3 protein-coding genes and 3 pseudogenes are annotated in these 4,163 nt (G+C 72.0%); 2 read left to right on the forward strand and 4 right to left on the reverse strand.

All coding sequences use genetic code 11. From position 1 onward, the window contains the following. Positions 1 to 95 (forward strand): annotated as a pseudogene (locus AB0I18_RS51640) (AraC family transcriptional regulator); the annotation flags it as partial. A gap of 65 nt (positions 96 to 160) precedes the next feature. Here the strand turns inward: AB0I18_RS51640 and ribA are convergent. Next, positions 161 to 820, reverse strand: a complete 660-nt coding sequence (ribA, locus tag AB0I18_RS51645; RefSeq protein WP_363112823.1) for a GTP cyclohydrolase II — start codon at positions 818 to 820, stop codon at positions 161 to 163. Between the two features lie 39 nt (positions 821 to 859). Between ribA and AB0I18_RS51650 the strand changes: the two genes are divergently transcribed. Then, positions 860 to 1,666: a creatininase family protein gene (locus tag AB0I18_RS51650; RefSeq protein ID WP_363112824.1), complete on the forward strand. Its 807-nt coding sequence runs from the start codon at positions 860 to 862 to the stop codon at positions 1,664 to 1,666. A gap of 206 nt (positions 1,667 to 1,872) precedes the next feature. On the opposite strand, the pseudogene AB0I18_RS51655 reads toward AB0I18_RS51650, so the two are convergent. The 3 genes and pseudogenes from AB0I18_RS51655 to AB0I18_RS51665 form a co-directional block, all read right to left on the reverse strand. After that, a pseudogene (locus AB0I18_RS51655) lies at positions 1,873 to 2,952 on the reverse strand (lysylphosphatidylglycerol synthase transmembrane domain-containing protein); the annotation flags it as partial. After that, complete coding sequence (locus AB0I18_RS51660) at positions 2,952 to 3,962, reverse strand: class I SAM-dependent methyltransferase (RefSeq protein ID WP_363112825.1); 1,011 nt, start codon at positions 3,960 to 3,962, stop codon at positions 2,952 to 2,954. The pseudogene AB0I18_RS51655 and the gene AB0I18_RS51660, both read right to left, overlap by 1 nt. Beyond that, positions 3,959 to 4,163: pseudogene (locus AB0I18_RS51665) on the reverse strand (glycosyltransferase family 1 protein); the annotation flags it as partial. The gene AB0I18_RS51660 and the pseudogene AB0I18_RS51665, both read right to left, overlap by 4 nt.

Genomic DNA, 4,163 nt, shown 5'->3' on the forward strand with positions numbered 1-4,163 from the left:
TGAGCCGCGCCGCCCGGGCCGCCACCGGCAAGGGGGTACGTGAACTCATCGACGAACGCCGCCTCCTGGAAGCCCGGCGCCTGCTGGGGGGTGCCGGCGTGGTGCGCAGTCGGACCCGTTGGGGCGGGTCGCGGTGTGCTGCGCGTTCGGACCCGGGCCCTCAGACCCGGTGGGCCATCACGGCGTCCAGGTGCGGCAGGTCGTGGTCCAGGCGCTCCCGCTTGGTGCGCAGGTAGGTGATGTTGTCCTCGCAGGGCGGGATCAGCAGGGGGACCTGCTGGGCGACCTTGATGCCGTTGGACAGCAGCGCCTCGCGCTTGCGCGGGTTGTTGGACAGGAGTCTCACCGACCGGACACCGAGGTCGTGCAGGATGTCGGCAGCCACCCCGTAGTCGCGGGCGTCGACCGGGAGACCGAGCGCGAGGTTCGCCTCGACCGTGTCCAGGCCCTCCGACTGGAGCTTCATCGCCTGGAGCTTGGCCAGCAGACCGATGCCGCGGCCCTCGTGCCCCCGGAGGTAGATGAGGATGCCGCGCCCTTCCGCGGCGATCTCCCGCAGTGCGGTGGAGAGCTGGGGACCGCACTCGCAGTGCCTGGACCCGAACGCGTCTCCGGTCAGGCATTCGGAGTGCAGCCGGACGAGCATTCCCTCTTCCCGTACGTCGCCGAAGACCAGAGCAACTTGTTCGTCTCCGCGGGTACGGTCCAGGTAGCCGACGGCCTCGAACTCGCCGTACACCGTGGGCAGTGGGGCATTCACGACCCGCTTGACACCTGAAGAGCCGGCTTTCCCGGCGAGTACGCCATCTATTTCTGTCATGATTCTGGTTCCTAAGCAGAGACGAAAGGTCGCGAGAACATGGTCAATTCGGGCGGTTCGGAAAGTCGGCTCACAGTGTCAGGACCGTTGCCCGCGGACACCACGGACGACGTGCGGGCACGCGGCGCCGGTGTCTCCCGGCAGATCGCCGTGCTTCCCGTGGGCAGCTTCGAGCAGCACGGCCCGTTTCTTCCGCTGTCGACCGACACACTCGTCGCGTGCGCCATCGCCCAGGAGGTCGCTGCCGCATACCCGGTCCACCTTCTTCCTCCGGTGACAATCTCCTGCTCGCACGAACACGCGGCCTGGCCGGGAACGGTGAGCATTTCCTCCGTGACCCTCCATGCGATGGTTCGGGACATCGCCGACTCGCTGCGCCGGTCGGGCGTGGACACGCTCGTACTGGTCAACGGGCACGGCGGGAATTACGTACTCGGCAATGTCGTCCAGGAATCCACCGCCGCCGGTGCGCGAATGGCTCTTTTCCCGGCCGCGGAGGACTGGGAGGCGGCGCTGGACAGGGCCGGGGTACAGACCTCGCTGCTCAGCGATATGCACGCGGGGGAAATTGAGACCTCCATTCTGCTGCACTCCTGCCCGGAATTCGTCAAACCGGGCTACGAGACAACCGACTTCGTCGCCGACGACCGTCGGCATCTGCTCACCCTCGGCATGTCGGCCTATACCAAGTCCGGTGTCATCGGCCGTCCTTCGATGGCGTCCGCCGAGAAGGGGAAGGAGCTCCTGGCCGGGCTGGCCGACTCCTTCGGGGCGTACTTCTCCCTGCTGACCTCGGAGACGCCGCCCCCGGAAAGCGGGCATACAGCGGTCGTTGATGGGCATTGATCGTCCCCGTCCCCTCCCGAGCGGACCGAGATCCGGGCCCCCGTTGACTCCGTGTACGAGTCCGGGCCCGGCTCGGCGGCCGCGCTCTCTTCCCTCGGGCGCCGCAGCCCGGCGTACCAGCGCACCACCAGTACACCGACGCCCGGCAGGCTCGCGGCGAAACTGAGCACTCCGTAGACCACGGCCACGGTCAGCCCCTGGCTCGCACCCAGGCCGGCGGCGCCGAAGGCCCAGGCCGTGACGCCTTCCCTGGGGCCCCAGCCGCCGACGTTCAGCGGCAGCCCCATGGCGATCAGGGCCAGCAGCGCCAGGGGCACCAACTCGGCCGCCGGCGCCGCCGATCCGGCCGCCCGGGCGGCGAGCAGGAACATCAGGACGTGTCCCGCCAGCACCACCACGGAGGAGATCACCACCCCCGGCCAGCTCCCGCGGGCCAGCAGTGCCCCGCGCGCCTCGGCGAGCGCGGCGCGCACGGCCCGGGCCCGGCGGGACGGACTCGGCGCCTTTCCCCTGCCGCGGACCGCGCCCACGGTCACGATCCCGCACACCGAGACGAGGGCCAGCAGCACGGCGAGGTGCCTGGTCTCCGTCAGCACCGGCGACGGCAGCGTGAGCAGGACCGTTACGCCGACGGCGGCCAGCACCGCCTGTCCGGCGACCCGTTCGAGGACCACCGCGCGGACACCGCGGCCGACGTCCCCGCTGCTCTGCCCGTGCCGTACCGCGCGGTGCACATCGCCGAGCACACCGCCAGGCAGCGCCGCGTTGAGGAAAAGCGCACGGTAGTAGTCGGCGACGGCGGGGCCCAGCGGCAGCCGGAGCTTCATCCCGCGGGCCACCACGCACCAGCGCCAGGCGCTGAACACCGTGGTCAGCACGCCGATGCCGAGCGCCGCCAGCAGGGTCGGACCGTCGATCCGGCGCAGGCCGTCCACGAAGACACCGGTACCGAGGCGCCAGGTGAGCACGACGAGGATGACCACACCGGCGATCGTGCCGAAGTGCGTGCGCAGGACGCGGGAGTTGAGACGGGCCCGGACGGTACGGGAGGCGGGGCGCGCCCCGCCGTCACGGGGGCTCACGGCCGGACTCGACGTACTCGGACTCGGCGTATTCGGGCTCGGTGTGCTCGGGCTCGACGTACTCGGGCTCGCACTCGTCCGTGCCCGTGGCGCCTGAGTGCGGTCGCCGTCTCGTTCCCGCCGCGCCGCCCGCGCCGTCCGCGGCTTCATGTCGTCGCGGACGGCCGGTGACCGCTCCTCGTCCACCACCGCCTGCGCGCTCATCAGGCTCCTCCGGTGGGCCGGGCCAGTGCGAGCAGGTCGCTGTGGTGGACGACCGCGCTCAGCTCGCCCGCCGCGCAGGCCGCGAGGCGATCGCGGAGATAGGCGTCCGCGCGCGGGGCCAGTTCCGGGCGCTCCTCGACCGCCGCACCGACCCAACCGCGCAGCCACTCCGCGGTCAGCGCGGACTCGTCCGGGCCGAGGCGCCAGGCACTGGGGTGCACCCGTACCGTCGCGCCGTGCCGGGCGAAGGCGTCGCAGGCCACCGTGACCGCGTCGGGGCCGAGCAGGTCGCCGCGGCGCTGGTGGGCGTTGAACGCGGCGGCGATCTCGGCGTCCATCGGGTGCGCCGGTGTGAGTTCGACGCGTCCGACCACCGAGAGCGTCAGGAGCGCGGGGCAGCCGGCCCCGGCGCAGGCCGCGGCCAAGGCCTCGATCTCGTCGGGGGTGAGGACGTCCAGCAGTGCGGAGGCCGTCACCAGCGAGGCGCCGGCCACGGCGTCGGCGGTCAGCCGGGCGACGTCACCGCGCTGCGTCTCCACGGTGACGCGGCTGCCGTCGGCGGCCGAGCGGGGCGATCCGACGGCGGCGAAGTGGAGCAGATACGGGTCGCGGTCGTGCAGCACCCAGTGCTGGGGACCGTCGAGGCGGGGCGCGAGCCAGCGGCCCATGGAGCCGGTGCCGCAGCCGAGGTCGTGGATGACCAGGCCGTTGGCCCGTGTCGGAAGGTTCGCGAGCCGGATCCGCAGCGGGTCGAGAAGCTCGGCCGACCGGGCGGCCGCGTCGGCGGGCTCACGCAACTCCAGCCACTCGGGGGCGTAACGAGGCGTGTCGTCCTCGGGCTCACCCGCACCGCGGGTGTGGTCGCCCAGCCGAATCGTTCCTGTGTCCCGCCCCTGTACCTGCACCCGCACCACGGCTCCGGTCGTCGTCTTCTCGTCGTGCCCCAGCGAAGCCGTGGCCGTCTCCTCTTCGAGCCCTGGAATCCCCGGCGGCGTCGTGCTCGTACTCATGCCGCCCCCCTCCTGGCCTCGCTCTTCAGTCGCCCCAGGACACCCGACAGACTCCGGGCCGTGGTGGCCCAGCCGTCCAGCGAGGCCCGGCGGGCGCGCGCGGCTGCCTTCAGCCGGCGGCGCACGTCCGCCTCACCGAACCAGCCACGCAGTTCGGCGGCAAGGGCCGCGGGGTTCTCCGGCGGTACGAGCAGTCCTGGC

Source organism: Streptomyces sp. NPDC050704 (assembly GCF_040654355.1).
In the GTDB taxonomy this organism is placed as follows: domain Bacteria; phylum Actinomycetota; class Actinomycetes; order Streptomycetales; family Streptomycetaceae; genus Streptomyces.

Coding starts and splice junctions, on each gene's coding strand:
- ribA (WP_363112823.1), bottom strand. CDS start 820: ATGACAGAAATAGATGGCGTACTCGCCGGGAAAGCCGGCTCTTCAGGT.
- AB0I18_RS51650 (WP_363112824.1), top strand. CDS start 860: ATGGTCAATTCGGGCGGTTCGGAAAGTCGGCTCACAGTGTCAGGACCG.
- AB0I18_RS51660 (WP_363112825.1), bottom strand. CDS start 3,962: ATGAGTACGAGCACGACGCCGCCGGGGATTCCAGGGCTCGAAGAGGAG.